General features: G+C 73.0%; 13 protein-coding genes and 1 pseudogene. 9 read left to right on the top strand and 5 right to left on the bottom strand.

What is annotated here, in order from left to right; all coding sequences use genetic code 11:
• The first annotated feature begins 338 nt into the window (after positions 1-338).
• Positions 339-1739 (top strand): hypothetical protein, encoded by a 1401-nt coding sequence (locus ACFYQ6_RS02550; protein WP_388760911.1) that lies wholly within the window; start codon positions 339-341, stop codon positions 1737-1739.
• 675 nt (positions 1740-2414) lie between these two features.
• A pseudogene (locus ACFYQ6_RS02555) lies at positions 2415-2849 on the top strand (response regulator); the annotation flags it as partial.
• 22 nt (positions 2850-2871) lie between these two features.
• On the opposite strand, the gene ACFYQ6_RS02560 reads toward ACFYQ6_RS02555, so the two are convergent.
• Positions 2872-4314, bottom strand: a complete 1443-nt coding sequence (locus ACFYQ6_RS02560) for an MFS transporter (protein WP_388759946.1) — start codon at positions 4312-4314, stop codon at positions 2872-2874.
• Positions 4315-4546: 232 nt separating this feature from the next.
• Between ACFYQ6_RS02560 and ACFYQ6_RS02565 the strand changes: the two genes are divergently transcribed.
• The 4 genes from ACFYQ6_RS02565 (at position 4547) to ACFYQ6_RS02580 (ending at position 8789) form a co-directional block, all read left to right on the top strand.
• Positions 4547-6064 (top strand): MFS transporter, encoded by a 1518-nt coding sequence (locus ACFYQ6_RS02565; protein WP_361570744.1) that lies wholly within the window; start codon positions 4547-4549, stop codon positions 6062-6064.
• Between the two features lie 55 nt (positions 6065-6119).
• Positions 6120-6815, top strand: coding sequence for a class I SAM-dependent methyltransferase (locus ACFYQ6_RS02570; RefSeq protein WP_388759949.1), 696 nt, complete (start codon positions 6120-6122; stop codon positions 6813-6815).
• Between the two features lie 22 nt (positions 6816-6837).
• Complete coding sequence (locus tag ACFYQ6_RS02575; protein ID WP_388759952.1) at positions 6838-7794, top strand: N-acetylmuramoyl-L-alanine amidase; 957 nt, start codon at positions 6838-6840, stop codon at positions 7792-7794.
• A gap of 185 nt (positions 7795-7979) precedes the next feature.
• A complete protein-coding gene (locus ACFYQ6_RS02580) occupies positions 7980-8789 on the top strand; it encodes a DUF5336 domain-containing protein (RefSeq protein WP_388759955.1) in 810 nt (269 codons plus the stop codon).
• A 76-nt stretch (positions 8790-8865) separates the two neighbouring features.
• On the opposite strand, the gene ACFYQ6_RS02585 is transcribed toward ACFYQ6_RS02580, so the two are convergent.
• A complete protein-coding gene (locus ACFYQ6_RS02585) occupies positions 8866-9645 on the bottom strand; it encodes a maleylpyruvate isomerase family mycothiol-dependent enzyme (protein WP_361570753.1) in 780 nt (259 codons plus the stop codon).
• A 202-nt stretch (positions 9646-9847) separates the two neighbouring features.
• On the opposite strand from ACFYQ6_RS02585, the gene ACFYQ6_RS02590 reads away from it, so the two are divergent.
• On the top strand, positions 9848-10141 hold the full coding sequence (locus tag ACFYQ6_RS02590; protein WP_361570756.1) for a hypothetical protein: 294 nt from the start codon (positions 9848-9850) through the stop codon (positions 10139-10141).
• 62 nt (positions 10142-10203) lie between these two features.
• On the opposite strand, the gene ACFYQ6_RS02595 is transcribed toward ACFYQ6_RS02590, so the two are convergent.
• Genes ACFYQ6_RS02595 through ACFYQ6_RS02605 form a run of 3 tightly spaced genes read right to left on the bottom strand, consistent with a single transcriptional unit; the run spans position 10204 to position 13371 of the window.
• Entirely contained in the window at positions 10204-11277 is a 1074-nt protein-coding gene (locus ACFYQ6_RS02595; RefSeq protein WP_361570759.1) for a prenyltransferase, read from the bottom strand.
• Positions 11274-12005 (bottom strand): class I SAM-dependent methyltransferase, encoded by a 732-nt coding sequence (locus tag ACFYQ6_RS02600; RefSeq protein WP_356735593.1) that lies wholly within the window; start codon positions 12003-12005, stop codon positions 11274-11276. Before ACFYQ6_RS02600 ends, ACFYQ6_RS02595 begins: the two co-directional genes overlap by 4 nt.
• 52 nt (positions 12006-12057) lie before the next feature.
• A complete protein-coding gene (locus ACFYQ6_RS02605; protein WP_388759960.1) occupies positions 12058-13371 on the bottom strand; it encodes a glycosyltransferase family 4 protein in 1314 nt (437 codons plus the stop codon).
• A gap of 233 nt (positions 13372-13604) precedes the next feature.
• Between ACFYQ6_RS02605 and ACFYQ6_RS02610 the strand changes: the two genes are divergently transcribed.
• Both ACFYQ6_RS02610 and ACFYQ6_RS02615 read left to right on the top strand, forming a co-directional pair.
• Positions 13605-14210, top strand: a complete 606-nt coding sequence (locus tag ACFYQ6_RS02610) for a TetR family transcriptional regulator (RefSeq protein ID WP_361570765.1) — start codon at positions 13605-13607, stop codon at positions 14208-14210.
• 128 nt (positions 14211-14338) lie between these two features.
• Positions 14339-15574 (top strand): substrate-binding domain-containing protein, encoded by a 1236-nt coding sequence (locus ACFYQ6_RS02615; protein ID WP_388759963.1) that lies wholly within the window; start codon positions 14339-14341, stop codon positions 15572-15574.
• The last annotated feature ends 3 nt before the right edge of the window (positions 15575-15577 follow it).

The raw sequence follows: 15577 nt of genomic DNA on the forward strand, positions 1-15577 counted from the left end.
TGGCGTACGGGACCGGAGCGCTGCCGCCGAACGCGACAGGCGCCGGTGTCGGGACCGGCATCGGGACCGGCTTCGGTGAGATCGCTGAGCGGAAGCCGGTGCCGGCCTCGGGTGTGGTCACGGACCCGGGCACGGCGCCCGTGTCCGGGGACGGCACCGAGCCGACGGCTGCGTCCCCGAGCGCGACGGTGGCAGCGCCGAGCGCATCAGGGGCAGCGCGGGGTGGTGTCGTGTTCCAGGGGATCGTCCCGTCCCGGGGCGGTACGGTCACATCCCTGCCGCTCATCCCACCCATGCCGTCCGTACCGCCCCTGGTAGTGGGCACGCCCACCATCCTGATGCCGGGCGTCGCCACGACCCCGGCGCCGAGCACACCCACGGGCCCCGGCGCTCCCGCCGCCCCTGTGCCGAACACACCCACCGGCCCGGCGCCCGGCACACCCCCCATGCCTGCGCCGAGCGCACCCACGGCCCCCGCGCCGGCCGCCGCCCCCACCGGCCAGGCACCGGGAGCGCCCGCCCGCGTGGCGCCGAGCACGGCCACCACGCCGAGGCAGGCCGCACCCGCGGGCCTGGCGCCCGGCGCGCCCGTCCGCCCCGCCGCCCGTCCGCGCCGCGTGCCGCCCTCGCTCACCATCGCCGCCGACCGGTCGTACGCCGCCCGCCTCACCGCGACCGACCGCGAGGCGGCCGACCCGGCCTGGTTCCCCGAGCGCTGGACCCTGGACGGTCCCGAGCCGTACGCCGTGCCGCTCCCCCTCGGGCAACCGGAGACCGCCGACTCCGATGTCATGCCGCTCTCCGACGGCCGCGTCCTGATCCGGCGCCGCGTGGCCGACCGGCACGCGTTCTCGCTGCTCTACCCGACGGGCCCCGGCACAGGTGAACTCTCCCTGGGCTCCCTCGCCTGCGCGGACCTCACCCTGCTGCCCCCGCCGCCGGACGGCATGAGCGCCTTCGCCCTGGTCCCGGCTGAAAACACCACCGGCGTCTGGCTCGTGGCGGGCGGCGCCTTCGGACCCGAGCACGTCGCGGATGTGCCCGGCCGCTGTTGGGGCGGGGCGTGGCTCGACCGCGAGGGACGGCTCCTCGCCCTGGACCGGCAACTGCCCGGCGGCGGACCGGTGAAGGCCGTCGCCGTCGATCTCGGGCGGGGCGGCGAGGTCACGCCGCTCCTTCAGATCGCACCCGGCAGCGACGACCGGCTGCTGCTCGCCGACGCCGACAGCGGCCTGCTGCTGATCCGCTCCGACGCGCCGGGCCACGAGCGCCTCGGCTGGGGCGTCCTCGGCAGCTGCCTTCCCGTGCGCTTCCCCGAGTGCCTGCGCCCGGCGGACACGGTTGTGACCCCCATCGCCGTACAGCCCGGCCAGATGCTCATGCCGGAGAGTTGCGCGGTCGCCCTGCGGCTCGACGGCGCCGCCGGCAGCTGGGTGGGGCTGTGGCGTCCGTCCGGCCGGAGGCTGCACCAGTACGCGGCGCCGGACGGCTGGCTGACCGGAGCGGCGTTCTGGAGCCGCGAAGGCACGCTGCACCTGCCGTACGCGCAGCCCGGCGCTCCCTGTGGCCTGGCCGCCATCGAGGCGCCGGCGGATTCGGACGGCGAGGTCGAGGCCGAGGAGCCGCACCACTCCGGCACGAATGGAACGCAACCGTCCGCGGCCTCCGGCACTCCTGGTGTGTGCAGGCCTGTGCCACTGGGCCAGGCGCCTCTCACGGGGAGCGCGGCGGTCGGCTGACGGCTGTGCCGGGTCATACACTCTGCCCCCGGGCCGAGCCGGCGGTTCGCACGGAAACCGAAGGTGGCCGGGCGAGGGCCAGAGGGCTTGCGACGCACATGTAAGCGATTTATACGGGGTGACTTTCCCAGATGTCTGAAGCCCGAAGCGACACGATCCAGACGCCTCCGCCGGGGGCGGACGGGGGCCGGGCCGGGGCCGGCGGCGCCGGAAAACACCGAGGGGGCGCGTCGGCGGAGAACTCCGCCGTGCAGCCGCACGGCCGCCACCGCCGCCCCTCCGAGGGGGGTGGCAGCGCCGCAGCCTGAAAACCGCGGCGTACGAGACACAGGGCCCGTCGCCGGCTCCACGCCGGCGACGGGCCCTCTGCACGTCCGGAGCCGTGCACGCAGGAACAGCGGGCACGGTGAAGCGGGTCGCGGGCCGGCGGACACCGTGACGCCCGTCGCGGACCGGCGAACACGGGTGCCGCCCGTCGCAGGCCAGCAGGCACGATGACACCCGTCGCGGACCGGCGAACACGGGTGCCGCCCGTCGCAGACCGGCGAACACGGGTGCCGCCCGTCGCAGACCGGCGGACACGGGGACGCCCGTCGCAGGTCGGCGGGCGCGTCCGACCGGGTTTCCCAGCGCGCCGGTCGGCCGTCCGCGGCCTAGTCTGGCCCCGTGAACGAGATGCCCCGGGAGACCCGGCCGGCCAGATCCGTACGCATCCTGCTCGCCGAGGACCGGGGCACGGCGCGGAGCGCGCTCGCCCTGCTGCTCGGCATGGAGCCGGGCTTCGACGTGGTGGCCCAGGTCGCCGACGGGGGCCGGGTGGTGGACGCGGCCCTCACCGCCCGCCCGGACGTGGCCCTGCTGGAGGTGGGCCTCCCGGGCATCGGCGGCCTGGACGCGGCGGCCCTGCTGCGCGACGAGGTACCGGACTGCCGGGTGATCATCCTCGCGTCGTCCGCCGGACCGGGGTATCTGCACCGGGCGATGGAGGCCGGAGCGGTGGGTTTCCTGGTGAAGGACGGCCCGGTCGGGGACCTCGTGAAGGCGGTGCGGCGGGTTCTGACCGGGGAGACCGTGATCGACCCCGCGCTGGCCGCCACCCCCGAGCCGCTCTGAGCACCCTCCCCGGGACTTCTCAGGTAGAGGCAGGGCGCTTGCGCTCGCCCCTCCCGGGCAGCCAGAGCAGCATGATCAGCGCTGCCGCCATCAGCACCACGGCCGACGTGCGGAAGGCCAGGGCGTACCCGGCCGTGATCTCCACCGCTCCGGCGGAGCCCCCGGTGCGGGCCGCCGCGACGGTGGAGAGCACGGCGAGGCCCAGCGCACCGCCCATCGTGCGGGAGGTGTTGACCAGGCCGGAGACCAGTCCGGCGTCGCCGGGTGCCGCACCGGAGGTGGCGAGCGCGGCCAGCGGAGTGGAGGCAAGTCCGGCACCGGCCATCATCAGGACGCCGGGAAGGCAGACCGCCGTGAGGTAGTCGCCGTCCACCCCCATCGTGGACTGCCAGCCGAAGCCCGCCGCCGCGACGAGGGCCCCCGCCACGGCCAGGGGCTTGGCGCCCGTCCTGGCCATGATCCTGGGCGCCGCCTTTGCACCGACGAAGATGGCGGCGGAGCTCGGCACGAGGGCGAATCCGGCCTCCAGAGGCGTGTAGCCGAGGACGTTCTGGGCGTAGACCGTCATGAAGTACCACATGCCGAAGGACGCCGAACCGAGCAGCAGCATCGAGACGTTCGCCGCCGAGACGGCCCGGACCCCCAGGATCCGCAGCGGCATCAGGGGCGCCGCCGCCCTCGTCTCCACCAGGACGAACACCCCGAGCAGCGCGAGACCACCGGACAGCGGCACCAGGGTCGCGGCGGCGGTCCAGCCCTCGGCCTCGGTCTGCACGATGCCGTACGCCGTCGTCGCCAGTCCCACCGTGACGAGCACCGCGCCGAGCAGGTCGATGCGGCGCCGGTCCCCCGCCCGGCTCTCGGCCAGCCACACCGCCGCGCCCGCCAGGACGAGGGCGCCGATCGGCACGTTGATCAGCAGGACCCACCGCCAGGAGAGGAAGTCGGTGAGCACTCCGCCGACCAGCCCGCCGGCCGCCCCGCCGCCCGCGCCGACCGCCATCCAGGTGCCGATGGCCCTGGTACGGGCAGGCCCCTCGGGGACGGCGGAGGTGAGGATGGTCAGCGTGGCCGGGGAGAGCACGGCCGCGCCGAGTCCCTGCCCGGCGCGGGCGGCGAGCAGTTGCCAGCCCTCCTGGGCGAGGCCGCCGGCCAGCGAGGCCGCCGCGAAGAGGCCGAGACCGGTCAGGAACATCCTCTTGCGGCCGTATATGTCGGCGGCCCGGCCGCCGAGGAGCATGAAGCCGGCGAAGGCGATGGAGTAGGCGTTGACGACCCACTGCAGCCCGGGTCCGCTCAGACCGAGGTCGGCGCGCATGGACGGCAGCGCGACATTCACGACGGACACGTCGAGGACGACCAGGAACTGCCCGGTGCAGGCGGCGGCGACCACGGCCCACGTACGGGTTCTCGGACGAGCGGGCAGCCGCGTGGGCGTGGTGACGTCAGCCATGTCCGTCATACTCCCAGGGCGCCCGTGCCCCGTACATCGGTTTGCGGACCCACCCGGGCCCGGGTCCTGGGGCGTAGGACCATTTACGGACTGCCCCGTTTTCACGTCGCGTTCACCGGAATACCGCGGGCACACGGAAACGTTCAGCATGCACACACTTGGTGACCGGCGCCCTCGGCGCACGGTCACATGCTCTGCCCGCTCACCCGTCCTCACCTTTCCCTGCCCGGAGGCCACACGTATGCAACGGACGACGAACGAACGGCAAGCCGGGGAGACCCTTCCCGACCCGCGCCGGCGCGGGAACGGCGGGGTCGTCCCCGTACTCGCGTTCGCGGGGATCACCGTCGCGGTGATGCAGACCCTGCTCGTCCCCGTCATCAAGGACCTGCCGTCCCTGCTCGGCACCGCACCGGCCGACGCGACCTGGGTGATGACGGCCACCCTGCTCGCCGGCGCCGTCGCGACCCCGATCATGGGCCGTCTCGGCGATCTGTACGGCAAACGGCGGATGCTGCTCGCCAGCCTCGCCGTGATGGTGGTCGGCTCGCTGATCTGCGCCTCCACCGACGATCTCGTGGTCATGATCGTGGGCCGGTCGCTCCAGGGCTTCGCCATGGGCGCCATCCCGCTGGGCATCGGCATCATGCGCGACGTGCTGCCGCGCGAGAAGCTCGGCTCGGCCATGGCCCTGATGAGCTCGTCCATAGGCGTCGGCGGCGGACTCGCGCTGCCCGCCGCCGCGCTCATCGCCCAGCACGCCGACTGGCACGCGCTCTTCCTCGGCTCGGCCGCGCTGGGCGTGCTCGCCATGACGCTGACCTTCCTCGTCGTGCCGGAACCGCCGCTGCGCGCACCCGGCCGCTTCGACCTCCCGGGGGCGCTGGGGCTCTCCCTCGGTCTGGTCTGCCTGCTGCTCCCCGTCACCAAGGGCGGCGACTGGGGCTGGACCTCCGGTGCGACCCTCGGCCTGATCGCCGCGTCCCTGGTGATCCTGGTGCTGTGGGGCCTCTTCGAGCTGCGCAGTCCGGCGCCGCTGGTCGATCTGCGGACCAGCGCACGGCGTGAGGTGCTGCTCACCAACCTCGTCTCGATCATGGTCGGGGTCGCCTTCTACGCCGTGTCGCTGGTGCTGCCACAGCTCCTCCAGCTGCCCACGTCGACGGGTTACGGACTCGGGCAGTCGATGGTGGTCGCGGGTCTGTGCGTGGCGCCGCTGGGCCTGACGATGATGTTCGTGGCCCCGCTGTACGCCCGGCTCTCCGCGCGGCGCGGCCCCAGGACGACCCTGGTGCTGGGCATGCTGGTCATCGCCGTCGGTTACGGCGCCGGGCTCGGCCTGATGAGCGCCGCCTGGCAGACCGTGGTGATCGCGGTGGTGCTCGGGGCCGGTATCGGGCTCGCGTACTCCTCGCTCCCCGCCCTGATCATCGGGGCGGTCGACGCGTCCGAGACCGGCGCGGCCAACGGGCTGAACACGCTGATGCGTTCGATCGGCACCTCGCTGTCGAGCGCGGTCATCGGCATGGTGCTGGCGAACACCTCGGTACGGGCGGGCGGGGTGGACGTCCCCACCATGGAGGGGTTCCGGGCCTCCTTCATGATCGCGACCGGGGCGGTCCTGATCGGCCTGGCGCTGGCCGCGTTCCTGCCCAGGCAGCAGCCCGCGTCCCCGGTGCTGCTGGCCAGCAGCGCGGGCGACGAGCTCGCGGCGGCGGAGGCCGCCGAGGGCCGGGCTGCGGCTCCCGTACGGCGCTGACCGGCGGGCACGCTCCTACGCCCCGGCCGCGTGCCCGGCGGGGGCGTACGGCACGATGGGGCGCCGACCGACCCCGCACCACCTGAGGAGAGCCGTGACCGCCGAGCCGACCGCCGTACCCGAGCCCGAGGTCCTCGCCGCGTTCGAGGGCGCCAAGGGCTTCATGCCGGTGCGCGAGGGGCTCGCCCTGTACGCCGCAGCCGTGGAGGCCGCCGGCCTCGGGCTCCCGCTGCTGGAGGTCGGCACGTACTGCGGGCGCTCCACGATCCTGCTGGCGGACGCCGCCCGCGCGGCCGGGGTGACGGCGCTGACCGTCGACCACCACCGGGGCAGCGAGGAGCAGCAGCCGGGCTGGGAGTACCACGACCCCTCGGTGGTGGATCCGGAGATCGGCCTGATGGACACGCTGCCCTCCTTCCGCCGCACCCTGCACCGGGCGGGCCTGGAGAAGCACGTGGTGGCGCTCGTCGGCCGGTCCCCGCAGGTGGCGGCCGTGTGGGGCGGGCAGCTCGGCTTCGTGTTCATCGACGGCGGGCACACCGACGAGCACGCCGGCGGCGACTACGAGGGCTGGGCCCCGAAGGTCGCCGACGGCGGGCTGCTCGTGATCCACGACGTCTTCCCCGACCCGGCCGACGGTGGCCAGGCGCCCTACCGCGTCTACCGACGCGCCCTGGAATCAGGGGCGTTCACCGAGATCTCGGTGACGGACTCACTGCGTGTGCTGCGGCGTACGGGGCCGGGGATCTGAGGGGCACGGATAGCATCGCGGCGTGCGCTACGACGATTTCGTTCCCCCCACCTCGCGCCCGGGTCCGCGCCGCCGGCCCGTGTTCGCCGCAGTGGCGCTGGCCGGCGTCTGCCTGACCTCGACGGGATGCGGCGGAGGCGACGGCGGGACGCTCCCGGATGACGCCGAGGCGGGCGCGGCCCGGCCGTCGGCGCCCGCCTCCCCCGGGACGCCCTCGCCCAAGCCCTCGGCGCCGGAGGCCACGAGCCCCTCGGCCGCGTCCACTTCCGCGAAGCCGAAGCCGAAGCCGAAGCCGCCTGCCCGTGGGCCGCTGACGGGCCGCACGGTGGTGATCGACCCGGGGCACAACCCGGGCAACCGTGACCACACGCGGGAGATCAACGCCCAGGTCGCCATCGGCACCGGGCGCAAGGAGTGCGACACCACGGGCACGGCCACCGACGCCGGTTACGCGGAGGCCCTGTTCACCCTCGACGTCTCCCGCCGCCTGCGCACGCTGCTGGAGGAGGAGGGGGCGAAGGTCGTCCTCACCCAGGACGGCGACCGCCCCTTCGGCCCGTGCGTCGACGAGCGGGCCCGTATCGGCAACGCGGCAGGGGCCGACGCGGTCGTCTCGGTCCACGCGGACGGTTCCGCAACCGGGAACCGGGGTTTCCACGTCATCCTTCCCGCAGCGGTGAGCGCGGGCGGCGCCGACACCACGAAGATCGTCGCGCCTTCGCGTGAACTGGGGGAACGGATCGCGGGGAAATTCGTACGGGCTACCGGAAGCGCCCCTTCCAATTACATCGGCGGGGATACCGGGCTCGACACCCGTGACGATCTCGGCGGGCTGAATCTGTCGACTGTGCCCAAAGTGTTCATCGAATGCGGCAATATGCGTGATCCGCAGGATGCCGCTCTGCTCACCAGTGCGAGCTGGCGCCAGAAAGCCGCTCTCGGTATCGCCGAGGGCATCAACAGCTATCTGATGCGGTAGTTCTGCGGTGACAGTGGCGACATTGGGGGGACAGTGAGTCCGAGGTCCGGGCAGCACCACAACCCGCCCGGGCAGACGATAGATTCATCCGTACGATGGGGAGCCGCCCCCAGCTTCGCACCGTACCCGCCGTTCAGGCGGCAGCGACGACCGCCCCGACGAGACGACCGACTAAGGACCTTCACGTGAATATCCGCTCCCTCACTCGAGGCGACGGCGTGGTGATCGGAGCAGCGGTCGTGCTGTTCATCGCCTCTTTCCTCGACCTCTCCGGCTTCGACTGCCCCTCGGGCGTGGACTGCTCCAACTACAGCGCGAACGCCTGGGACTCGCTGTCCGTCCTGATGAGCATCTATCTGTCCGGCATCATCGGCGCCGCGCTGCTGATCGTGAGCCGCGCCATGCCGGGCCGCAAGGTGGCCGGCTTCGAACTCGGCCAGTTCGGCGCCGCGTTCACCGTGTTCTCCCTGTGGACCATGTTCTGGACGATCATCGACGCCGGTGACGCGGGCGCCGGTCTCATCCTCGGACTGCTGGCCACCATCGCGCTGGCGGGCGGCGCGGTGGCCACTCCGCTGGTTCCCGCGCTCAAGGCGCCGCTCGTGGGCGCACCGCGTCCCGCGCAGGGTGTGCAGCCCGCCTACGGCCAGCCCGGCCAGGGTTACGGCTACCCCGGTGCCCAGCAGACCTTCGGCGCCCAGCCGGGCCAGCCCCAGCCGTACGGCGCGCAGCCGGGCACGCCGGAGCCGCAGCAGGCCGCGCAGCAGGCCCCCCAGGGCGGTGGCGCACCGGCCGGTGACTTCACGCCGTTCTGGTTCGCGGTGCCGGTGGCCCGTCCGCTCTACGGCGAGGACGGCTCCCCCAACCCGATCGCCGAGCTGGCGCCGGGCACCTGGTACCTCGCGGTCGAGCAGCGCGGTCCCGGGCTCGTCGCCCAGACGCAGGACGGCCGTCGTGGTGTGCTCCAGGACACCACGGGCATCCAGCGCGGCTGACCCTTCGCACGTGAACGGCCCCTGCCCGCAAGGGCGGGGGCCGTCGCCGTGTCCGGAGTCGAGGTCCGCCCCGGCCTCAGCCGAAGGACGACCTGTCCAGCCAGAAGTCGAGAAGCCCCCGGTCACCCAGCACTTCCAGGCCCCCTTCGTCCGGCTTCTGCCTGCGGTTGAACGCCAGCATCAGTTCGGTCAGCGGGCCCTTGAGGGCCACGGTGGCTTTCGCGTGGCCGTGGCTCCAGGTGAAGCCGTCCTCGCCGAACTCGATCAGCCACTCCGCGCCCGGCACGTCCGTGGCGTGCAGGTGCAACGACCTTCCGCCGCCGCGCAGTTCGGCCGCCTCCGGGTCGCCTTCGGCCTGCGCGAAGGCGACGATCCGGAGCCACTCCGTGACGGTGTCCGCGGCCAGGTCGGGTGCCACCGTGTAGGCCGTGCCCGTGGCGAGTGCGGCGTCCGCCCGGTGGACGACGGTCTCGTGGGCCATGCGCCGGGCCCAGAAGGCCGTTCGGTGGTCCCATCCCCAGGTCCAGACCGGGGTGTCGGGTCCCGCTTCCCGCAGGGCGTCCACCGTCTCGGTGGCGCCTTCCACCAGCCAGGCCCGCAACGCCTCCGCGCCGTCGCCCTCCGGCCCCGCGGCGCCCCTCACCCGGTCCTCGGGGACGTCCTCGGTCGCCCTGCCCCGGACGATCTCCCCGGCCCAGCGGTGGGCGCCCCCGACGTGGACGACGAGCTCGCGCAGATTCCAGGCGGGGCAGGTGGGCACCCGGCGGTTCAGGTCCGCGTCCTTCACGAGGCCGGCCAACTCGGCCGTCTGGGCCAGTATTTCGTCGCAGTAGCGGGTGTGTTCGAGAAGGGTCATCCAGGCACCCTACGCGGCCCGCCCGCCGCTCCCCGTCCGGTTCACCCGCCCAGTTCGGAGGTGGAGGGGACCTTGTCCGTCACCTCGGCGCCCGCGCTCCTCCGCGCCTCCTCGACGCTGTTGACGACGCTCTCGGGGACAGGCCGCCACCGGGCGCACACCGTACGGGTTTCACCCTCGGTAAAGCGGCAATCCGGAGAGCATGTCTCCCAGAACAGGCACAGGAAGCAGTACCGCCGCACGCGTCATAGCCGTCGTAGCGGACATCATGGCGTTCATCATCATTCTGTGGATCCTGATGTACCTGCTCGACGCCAACCGGGGCAACGACCTGGTGCAGTGGGTCCAGGACTCGGCCCGATGGCTGGCCGGCTGGTCGTACGACCTGTTCACCTTCGACGAGGCGTGGGCACGCGTCGTCACCGGTTACGGTCTGGCCGCCGTCGTCTATCTGTTCGTCGGTCACGCGGTGGCCGGGCGGGTCCGCCGCTTCTAGGGTCCTGCGTCCGGATCAGCCTGGGCCGCACACGCGAGCCCGGCGTGATCCGGACGTGAGGCCTAACGGCAGCAGTCCGGTTCCAGCCCCTTCGGCAGCCGTTCGCCGCCGAAGACCGCGGTGGTCGCCTCGTCCCCTCCGAGCGCGGCCACCGCGAGCAGCAGGGATCCCGCCGTCCAGGTGGTGAGTTCCTCGGGCCAGAAGGCCCGCTCACCCTCGAAGACGTAGCCCGTCCAGTACAGGCCGCCCTCGGCCCGCAGGTGCTGGACGGACTGCAGGATCTCCAGGGCCCGGTCCGACTCCCCCGTCACCCAGAGCGCCAGGGCCAGTTCGCAGCTCTCGCCCCCGGTGACCCAGGGGTTGGGGATCACGCAGCGCACACCGAGGCCGGGCACCACGAAGCGGTCCCAGCCCTGCTCGATCCGCCGCGTCGCTTCGGCTCCGCTGAGCGCGCCGCCGAGGACCGGGTAGTACCAGTCCATCGAGTAGCGGTCCTTGTCGAGGAAACGCTCCGGATGGCTGCGGATGGCGTGGCCGAGTGCTCCGGCGGCGAGCTCCCAGTCGGGCTGGGGCTCCTCCCGCTCCTCCGCGAGCGCCAGCGCGCACCGCAGGGCCTGGTAGACGGACGAGCAGCCGGTCAGCAGGGCGTCGGTGACGGGGGTGCCGTCGGCTTCGCGCTTCCAGCCGATCTGGCCGCCGGGCTGCTGGAGGCGCAGCACGAACTCCATCGCGGCGTAGACCGTGGGCCACATCCGGTCGGCGAACGCGTCGTCACCGGTGGCGAGGTAGTGGTGCCAGACGCCGACGGCCACGTAGGCGCAGAAGTTGGTCTCCCGGCTTAGGTCGGTCGGGCGGTCCGCCTCGCCGTCGTGGTAGGCGGCGTACCAGGAGCCGTCCTCGTTCTGGTGGCGGGCCAGCCAGGCGTAGGCGCGCGCGGCGGCCTCGTGTTCACCGGCCGCGTCCAGGGCCATCGCGGCCTCGGTGTGGTCCCACGGGTCGAGGTGGTGGCCTCGGAACCAGGGCAGCGCCCCGTCCTCTCGCTGCACGGCCAGCAGCGCGGCCACGGTCTCGGCGGCCTCCTCGGCGGTGAGGACGCCCGGCAGGACGAGGTGTTCGGTCTGCTCCGGCGTGCTCACGCCTCGGCCTTCGGCAGGTGCGGCTTGGTCGCGTACGCCACAAAGCTCTTGCCGACGACCGGGTTGAGCAACTGCTCGGCGACCCGGGTGGCCAGGGGCTTCTTCATGATGTCCCAGACCAGCAGCTTGTGGTACGCCCGCACCGGCAGCGCCTTCTCGTTGTCCACTCCGAACGCGCACTTCAGCCACCAGTACGGGCTGTGCAGCGCGTGCGCGTGGTGGGTGCCGTAGGGCTTGAGTCCGGCCTCACGGATCTTGCCGAGCAGCTCGTCGGCCTTGTAGATGCGGATGTGGCCGCCCTCGACCTCGTGGTACGCGTCGGAGAGGGTCCAGCAGACCTTCTCGGGGCCGTAGCGGGGGACGGTGATCGCGATCCGGCCGCCGGGCTTCAGTACGCGGACCATCTCGGCGAGCACGCCCTTGTCGTCGGGGATGTGCTCCATCACCTCGGAGATGATCACGACGTCGAAGGACGCGTCGGGGAAGGGCAGGTTGAGCGCGTCGCCCTCCATCGCGGTGGCGGTCGCGCCGGCCGGCGCCTCCCCGGCCTCCTTCATCGCGGCGAACCACTTCGCGACCTCGCGGATCTCCTCGCCGTTCCGGTCGAGGGCCACCACCTGGGCACCGCGCCGGTAGCACTCGAAGGCGTGCCGGCCCGCGCCGCAGCCCAGATCGAGCACTCGGTCGCCTGCGGCGAGCGGGAAGCGGGTGAAGTCGACGGTCAGCACGGGGGCCTGCCTTCGAGGTCGGAGGTACGGATTCCGGGAGCCACGGGGTCGCTCACCTGCGGGCCCGCCGGGCGGCGATCGACTGACGGTACAGCTCGACGGTGCCGAGGGCGGCCCTGGCCCAGGTGAAGTTGGCCAGGACCCGGGCCCGGCCGGCCTCACCCAGGCGGGCGCGCAGCGCGCCGTCGCCGAGCAGCCGGTGCAGGGCGGCGGCCAGGGCGCCCGCGTCGCCGGGCGGTACGGCCAGGCAGGTCTCCCCGTCGGGGCCGGCGACCTCCGGGATGGCGCCGCCGGTGGTGGCCACCAGCGGGGTCCCGGTGGCCATGGCCTCGGCCGCGGGCAGCGAGAAGCCCTCGTACAGCGAGGGGACGCAGGAGACCTGGGCGCTGCGGACCAGGTCGACGAGCTCGGCGTCACTGATGCCCTTGACGAACTCCACGGCGTCCTGGAGTCCGTAGCGCTCGATCGCCTGGGCGACGGGTCCGTCCTCGGCCCGCTTGCCGACGACCACGAGGTGCGCCGCGGGGTTCTCGGTGCGGAGCTTGGCAAGCGCTTCCACGAGGTGGACGAGGCCTTTGAGCGGGACGTCCGCGCTGGAGGTGGTGACGATCCGTCCGGGGATCTCCGCGACCGAGGGGTCCGGCGACCAGAGGTCGGTGTCGGCGCCGATGTGGACGACGCGGATGCGCTCCCGGCGCACACCGAGGTGCTCGGTGATCTCCTGCTGCGACGAGCCGGAGACAGTGAGGACGGAGGGCAGCCGGCGGGCGACGCGCTTCTGCATGCGGGTGAAGCCGTACCAGCGGCGGACCGAGAGCCGACGCCGCACCGACTCCGCGGCGTCCAGGTCCAGTTGGCGGTCGACGGTGATCGGGTGGTGGATCGTGGTGACGAGGGGGGCACCGAGGTCCCCGAGCAGGCCGTAGCCGAGCGTCTGGTTGTCGTGCACGACGTCGAAGTCGCCGCGTCTGGCCAGGAGATGCCGCCGGGCCCGCAGGCTGAAGGTGAGGGGCTCGGGGAATCCGCCGGTCCACATGGTGGCGACCTCGGCCAGGTCGATCCAGTCGCGGTACTCGCCGCGCCCCGGGGTGCGGAACGGGTCGGGCTGGCGGTAGAGGTCCAGGCTCGGCAGCTCGGTGAGCGGGACGCCCTCGTCGAGCACGGGGTAGGGCTGCGAGCCGATCACCTCGACGCTGTGGCCCAGCCGGGCCAGCTCGCGGCCGAGGTGGCGTACGTAGACACCCTGGCCACCGCAGAAGGGGTTGCCCTTGTAGGTCAGGAGCGCGATGCGCAACGGCCGGTCACCCTCGGTGCCCGACGCGGCGCCGCCCTCGAAGGGGCCCGTCTCTATGGCCTCAGCGGTCACACTCGGCCCCCTTCATCACTGCGTGTTCGCCGGAGCGTAACCGGTCGCGCTAATCTAGAACAAGTTTCAGACTCGTTCGTTCAACCCGCACCGAATCTACCGGCAGGTAGCGTCGGCGTGACGGCCGGATCAGGTGATTCGCGCCACGGAGGAGGCCCCGGCGGGCTGTGCGCGCCCGGAAAGGGCCGCCCGTCCGGACAGGGAACCGGTTCTCCCTTCTTGAATGGGGACAGATGACAGCGGAAGCCAGGCCGGCCGTGCCGCCCCTGACGGAACGCCAGGAGGCCCGTCGCCGCAGCATTCTGCAGGCCGGGGTCCAGCTCGCCGGGCGGGGCGGCTTCGAGGCGGTGCAGATGCGTGAGGTGGCGGACGCGGCGGGCGTCGCCCTGGGCACGCTGTACCGCTACTTCCCCTCGAAGATCCACCTCCTGGTGGCGGTCATGCAGGACCAGCTCCAGCACCTGCACGTCACCCTCCGCAGGCAGCCGCCCGCCGGGGACGACGCCGCCCAGCGGGTCGCCGAGACCCTGATGCGGGCCTTCCGGGCGCTCCAGCGCGATCCCCACCTGGCGGACGCCATGGTGCGGGCGCTGACCTTCGCGGACCGCGGGGTGTGTGCCGAGGTGGACGCCGTGTCCCGGCTGACGACGGCGATCGTCCTGGACGCGATGGGGGTGCAGGAGCCCTCGCAGGACCAGTTGTCCGTGGTCCGCGTCATCGAGCACACCTGGCACTCCGCCCTGATCACCTGGCTGTCGGGGCGGGAGTCCATCGCTCAGGTGACACGGGACATCGAGACGGTGTGCGGGCTGATCGGCTCTCCGGCGGACACCCGCTGAGGCGCGCCCATGTGCGGTGCCCACACCGGCACCCGCCGAGGTGAGGTGCCCTGCACCATGTCGACGGCGCCACGGTGTTCGTACGGTTCGGCCCACATCACCCGAACCACGCCGAGGAGCCGGTCACCATGCGTCGCAGAGCCGTTGGCACCGTCCACAGAAGAACCCTGACCACGGCCGCGCTCGGCGCCGCGGGTCTCCTCCTGGCCGGCTGCACCGCCGCCGGGCAGGCGGGCAGCGGCTCCGGGTCCGGCAAGGGGGAGGACGAGGCCGTGAAGGTGGGCCTCGTCTACTCCCGCACGGGCCTGCTCGCCGCGTACGGGAAGCAGTACCGCGACGGGTTCATGGCGGGTCTGGACTACGCGACGAGGGGCACCGGCAAGGCGGGCGGCCATCGCATCGAGGTCACCGAGCAGGACGACGCCGGCGACCCGGGCAAGGCGGTCTCGGCCGCGAAGAACCTGATCGGCAAGGGCTACAAGGTGCTGGCCGGCACGACCGACTCCGGGGTCGCCCTCCAGATGGCCCCGCTGGCCGCGCAGAACAAGGTGCTGTACGTCAACGGCCCGGCCGCCACGGACGCGGTCACCGGGGTCAACACGTACACCTTCCGCTCGGGACGGCAGTCCTACCAGGACATCCTCACCGCGGGCACCATGCTCGGGGACGCCGAGGGCAAGAGGGTCACGGTCCTGGCGCAGGACTCCACCTTCGGCCAGGCCAACGTCGCCGCCGTCAAGGCGGTCCTGGGCGCCAAGGGGGCGAAGGTCGGCTCCGTGCTGGCGCCGCCCAGCGCCACGGACCTGACGCCCTTCGCCCGGCAGGTCAAGGCGGGCGGTCCCGACCTGGTCTTCGTCGCCTGGGCCGGTGCGACCGCCCCCGCCCTGTGGACCGCGCTGGACCAGCAGGGGGTGCTGACGGCGGCCAAGGTCGTGACGGGTCTGGCGGGGACGGCCTCGTACCCCGTCTTCGGGGCCGCCGGCGCGAAGGTCTCCTTCCTCGCGCACTACTTCCCCGGGGCGGGCGGCGGCAACGCCGTGGAGAAGGCCATGCTCGACGGGGTCGAGAAGGCCGGTGGCACCCCCGACCTGTTCACCCCCGACGGGTTCACCGCGGCGCAGATGATCGTGCGGGCCGTCGAGGAGGGAAGCGCCACGGACACCGCCGCCATGGTGAAGGCGCTGGAGGGCTGGAGCTTCGACGGGGTGAAGGGCCGGGAGCAGATCCGCGCCGGTGACCACGCGCTGGTGCAGCCCATGTTCGTGGCCAGGCTCAACGGTGTGGGCGCCGCCGCGAAGCCCGAGCTGGTGAGCACGCAGCCGAGCGGGACGGTGGCTCCGCCCGCGAAGCCCTCGGCGGGCTGACCG

The organism is Streptomyces sp. NPDC005494 (genome assembly GCF_042872025.1).
In the GTDB taxonomy this organism is placed as follows: domain Bacteria; phylum Actinomycetota; class Actinomycetes; order Streptomycetales; family Streptomycetaceae; genus Streptomyces.

What these genes read in the sequence shown, in the direction of transcription:
- ACFYQ6_RS02560 (WP_388759946.1), bottom strand. Translation starts at nt 4,314, where the DNA reads ATGACGGACATGGCTGACGTCACCACGCCCACGCGGCTGCCCGCTCGT.
- ACFYQ6_RS02610 (WP_361570765.1), top strand. Translation starts at nt 13,605, where the DNA reads ATGACAGCGGAAGCCAGGCCGGCCGTGCCGCCCCTGACGGAACGCCAG.
- ACFYQ6_RS02550 (WP_388760911.1), top strand. Translation starts at nt 339, where the DNA reads ATGCCGGGCGTCGCCACGACCCCGGCGCCGAGCACACCCACGGGCCCC.
- ACFYQ6_RS02585 (WP_361570753.1), bottom strand. Translation starts at nt 9,645, where the DNA reads ATGACCCTTCTCGAACACACCCGCTACTGCGACGAAATACTGGCCCAG.
- ACFYQ6_RS02615 (WP_388759963.1), top strand. Translation starts at nt 14,339, where the DNA reads ATGCGTCGCAGAGCCGTTGGCACCGTCCACAGAAGAACCCTGACCACG.
- ACFYQ6_RS02565 (WP_361570744.1), top strand. Translation starts at nt 4,547, where the DNA reads ATGCAACGGACGACGAACGAACGGCAAGCCGGGGAGACCCTTCCCGAC.
- ACFYQ6_RS02570 (WP_388759949.1), top strand. Translation starts at nt 6,120, where the DNA reads ATGGGGCGCCGACCGACCCCGCACCACCTGAGGAGAGCCGTGACCGCC.
- ACFYQ6_RS02590 (WP_361570756.1), top strand. Translation starts at nt 9,848, where the DNA reads ATGTCTCCCAGAACAGGCACAGGAAGCAGTACCGCCGCACGCGTCATA.